This window comes from Bacillus sanguinis (assembly GCF_018332475.1).
In the GTDB taxonomy this organism is placed as follows: domain Bacteria; phylum Bacillota; class Bacilli; order Bacillales; family Bacillaceae_G; genus Bacillus_A; species Bacillus_A sanguinis.
The window spans coordinates 1-3763 of the sequence record NZ_BOQB01000348.1; the positions used below are offsets into that span (position 1 = coordinate 1).

Annotated in this window: 4 protein-coding genes and 1 pseudogene; 3 read left to right on the forward strand and 2 right to left on the reverse strand. The window is 31.4% G+C overall.

Annotation, left to right across the window (positions count from 1 at the left end):
- The 3 genes from KI369_RS25740 to KI369_RS25750 form a co-directional block, all read left to right on the forward strand.
- Positions 1 to 452: hypothetical protein (locus KI369_RS25740; protein WP_212958236.1), on the forward strand; the 452-nt coding region annotated here is incomplete at its 5' end.
- Entirely contained in the window at positions 427 to 1218 is a 792-nt protein-coding gene (locus KI369_RS25745) for a hypothetical protein (RefSeq protein WP_000501778.1), read from the forward strand. The genes KI369_RS25740 and KI369_RS25745, both read left to right, overlap by 26 nt.
- Before the next feature lie 531 nt (positions 1219 to 1749).
- Positions 1750 to 2694, forward strand: a complete 945-nt coding sequence (locus KI369_RS25750; RefSeq protein ID WP_212958238.1) for a glycerophosphodiester phosphodiesterase — start codon at positions 1750 to 1752, stop codon at positions 2692 to 2694.
- Positions 2695 to 2737: 43 nt separating this feature from the next.
- On the opposite strand, the pseudogene KI369_RS25755 reads toward KI369_RS25750, so the two are convergent.
- Both KI369_RS25755 and KI369_RS25760 read right to left on the reverse strand, forming a co-directional pair.
- Positions 2738 to 3415: pseudogene (locus KI369_RS25755) on the reverse strand (YdcF family protein).
- Positions 3416 to 3508: 93 nt separating this feature from the next.
- Positions 3509 to 3763 (reverse strand): DUF3916 domain-containing protein (locus KI369_RS25760; RefSeq protein WP_212958240.1); only part of this gene is annotated, 255 nt, incomplete at its 5' end.

A 3763-nucleotide genomic window follows, 5' to 3' on the forward strand; every position in this document is an offset into this window, starting at 1 on the left:
TTTTTTATAAACCAAATGAGCTAAGGTTGGTACACATTTTATATAATGGATTTATGGGAATAACTTTTTCTTTTGGAAGCTTTATAGTGATTCAAAAGATGGCATATACTTTTATTAAAATTGAAACACCTCTGTTTTTTATTGTTACTTTTCTGCTTTACATTCTTACAAACTATAAATTGATTTCTATTGGAATGAAAAGTTTTTTAAGGCGATTAAACAATGAAGAAAATGATAATATAAAAATTTCTCCAATTGTGTATTTATCAGGATTGGGATATGTTATTGGACAAATATGTATAGGTACATTATCACAAAACGGTTTAGCGACGGTCTTAATTTTAGTCTTTTCTTTATTTGCTGTTGTGCTTAGTATATCTGGAGTATATATATGGGTATATGTTGATTTGAAGAGGAAGGAAATGGATGGGATGCATAATGAACAAATATAATGGCAACAACATAGTGGATTGTATACGAATATTAATACCATTTGATATAAGAAATATTGTAGGGGCCTTTATGTGGGTTATCATGAATTTTATGCTACTCATCATTTTATTCATATTTCCACCGTACGATATATACTCTTACGTAGCTTTACCATTTTATGTGATATGTAATCTATGGGGGATTTGGGTTTCCATTTATAAGCCTCGGCAGCCTCAATTGCAACATTTACTATATTCTGGATTTGTTTCATTAAGTATTTCATTTTGTAGTTTTATAGCTGTGCAAAAGTTAGCTTACGAATTCGTAAAAATAGAGTCGCCTTTATTTTTTATTCTATCGCTTATTGCATATAGTTTAATTGTTTATAAATCTGAATTATTCTGGATTAAATATTTTACAGCCCGCTTAAGAGGGACAACGGATCAAGATGTGAAAATCCCTAAAATTGTATTTTTTTCAAGTTTAGGTTATATGATTGGTCAAATTAGTATTGGAATTTTGAGCCAAAAGGCTATGACTATTTTATTAATCATTCTCTTATCATTTTTTTCCGTTGTGTTCTTAGCTCTAAGTACACATGTATATTTTTACTTTGATTTTAGAAAACAAGGTATTACTTCGGGACATTTAAAAGAATTACATTCTCAAAAGAAACCTAAATTGTCAAGGAAGGAAAGGAGACAATCCACGGCTACTTCGGGGCATGTAAATATACCACATTCTCAAAAGAAACCTAAACTTACAAGAACGGATATACGAAATTAAGAATTTGTAGTTAAGTAAAGCCTAGATTTACGTAAATATCATGTCAAATGACAATAGAATTTTATCTTGTATGAATGGAAATTAAAGAAGTTAGATAGGAATCGGGCTGTTCAGAAAAATTCGATGTGTTCAAATACTAATTAGTATAAGATAGATATATAACTTATACTGATTAAAGCTTTACCGTACTGAAAAAATAATATTCACAAATTTTAATAGGTTTGGTATGATTAATTTCGACAAGTTAATCGAGGCCGGAGATATTTGAGATAAGCCATAAATTTATTTAGGGATACAGAAGTGTCCTCTAAATAATTTATGGCTTTTTTTATTGATGAAATGTAATCAATAGGAAGTTACATGTGAATAGGAGGGATATGGAAAATAAATAGTATAGTAATAACATAGGGGGATTGTATTTGTAAGATTGGAATTTTTATATAAGCTTATAAAAATAATGAAAGTGTATCTTCTATTTCGTGTAAATCTCATTAACTTGTTGAAATTTACAACGTAGGAAGGGTTAGAAGGATGAGAAAGATTATTAGCGTTTTAGTTATTTTCTTTATGACGGGAAGTATTTTTGCTGGGGGAGCTGTTCATGCGAAAGCAGAAGGAAAGCATGAGTGGAATACGAATAAGTTTTTAAATATTGCACATCGCGGAGCAAGTGGACATGCACCTGAGCATACTTTTGCTTCTTATGATTTAGTAAAAAAAATGAAAGCGGATTATTTAGAGTTAGATATTCAATTAACTAAGGATGGCCAGTTGATTGCAATGCATGATACAGCAGTTGATCGCACGACAAATGGAACAGGCGAAGTACGAGATAAAACGTTAAGCGAAATAAAGAGTTTAGATGCAGGATCGTGGTTCAATAAAGCGTATCCAGAAAAGGCTAAGCAAGAGTATGTTGGTCAAAAAGTTCCGACTCTTGAAGAAATCTTCCAAAAGTACGGAAGAAGCATGAAGTATTACATTGAAACGAAATCACCAGATGTGTATCCAGGAATGGAAGAGAAATTATTAGCTTTATTAAATAAATATAATTTAGTAGGTCAAAACATATCTTCAAGCCGTGTTATGATTCAATCATTTAGTAAAGATAGTTTAACAAAGATTCATAGTATGAATAAAAATATTCCGTTAGTTCAACTGCTTTGGTATTATCCAAATGAAAATAATGAGATTGTTGAATGGTCTGGTATTACACATGAACCGAAACGTGTAACAAATGAAGATTTTCAAGAAATTAAAAAATATGCAGTTGGTATTGGACCGAACTTACGCAATGATAACGGAGAAATAATTATTGATGAGTCATATATGAAAATGGCTAGGGAAAATGGACTGCTAATTCATCCTTATACAATTAATGAGAAACCAGATATGAGATTGTTAATGAAATGGGGTGCTACAGGAATGTTTACAAATTATCCTGATCGATTACAGAGTGTGTTAAAAGAAAAATAAATAGGAGAAAAGGTATACCGACGTTTTGGTATACCTTTTTCTATTATGCTAGATTATAGTAGTAGGATACATACTCTTCTAAGCCTTGAACTTCTTTTTCAGGCGGCTCAATACCGCCTTTTTTACCGTAGCAAATATTTCTCAAGTATTCTCCGAAAATCATAGAGCGACTCTTCTCATTTTCCATCCAATTATATCTATTCATTATAAACTCATCATCGAAACTTGTATCAAATGTATATGGAATACAAGTAACAGTGTTAGGTAAATGTTTTTTTAAGACTCTATATTGCTGACCAGCGCCTAAACTTTTGCAAACAAAGAGTAACCGATTAATCTTTGTAAAGTCAAAAATCTTTTTCGCTTCCATTACATTAGCGATAGAATGAAGGGAGTTTGTCTCGAATATGATAGCGTCTTTTGGTATGCCATGTTCAATTAATTTATGTACAATTACTTCTGCTTCTGACAAATCCCCGTAATTCCAGCTCGGATGTTCCATGCCATGTAAACTAGTACCACCTGTAACGATAATTCGATTTCCTAAACCTTGTCGATAAGCTTATAGAGGAGCTCGCCAATTACCAGGATGAGAACCGCCGAAAGCGAAAATAACATCACATTTTTGTGGTGTTATTTCTTTTAGAAAAGTGATTTCTGTAATTTGATCGATTTGTTTTTTCGTAAGAGTAGGGACATCAGGATATTTAGGGATTACCATTTGAAAACCTCCTATATAGCAAAATGATAAATTCATTATATAGCGATTTTGTTAGGTGGAAAAAGGGAAGCTTTTCATTTGAAAATTCCCCTTTTAAGATAACTCTCCAATAAACCAAATTTCTTTTTCATAGCATTCACCTTCATCATAAATGATCTCTTGGAAGTGCAAGGTTTGAAAGGTAGGATAAATTGAAATTCCCCATGTCTTCCAAAAATCAGATTCATTTGAAAGAGGAATCCATTTTTGAAATTCACTATTTCTATTAAAGAAATTATGAAAGTAGCCTTCATTTTTAAATATAATGATTTGTGAATCCCACAAACTTTCTATAGAAATCAAAACAAC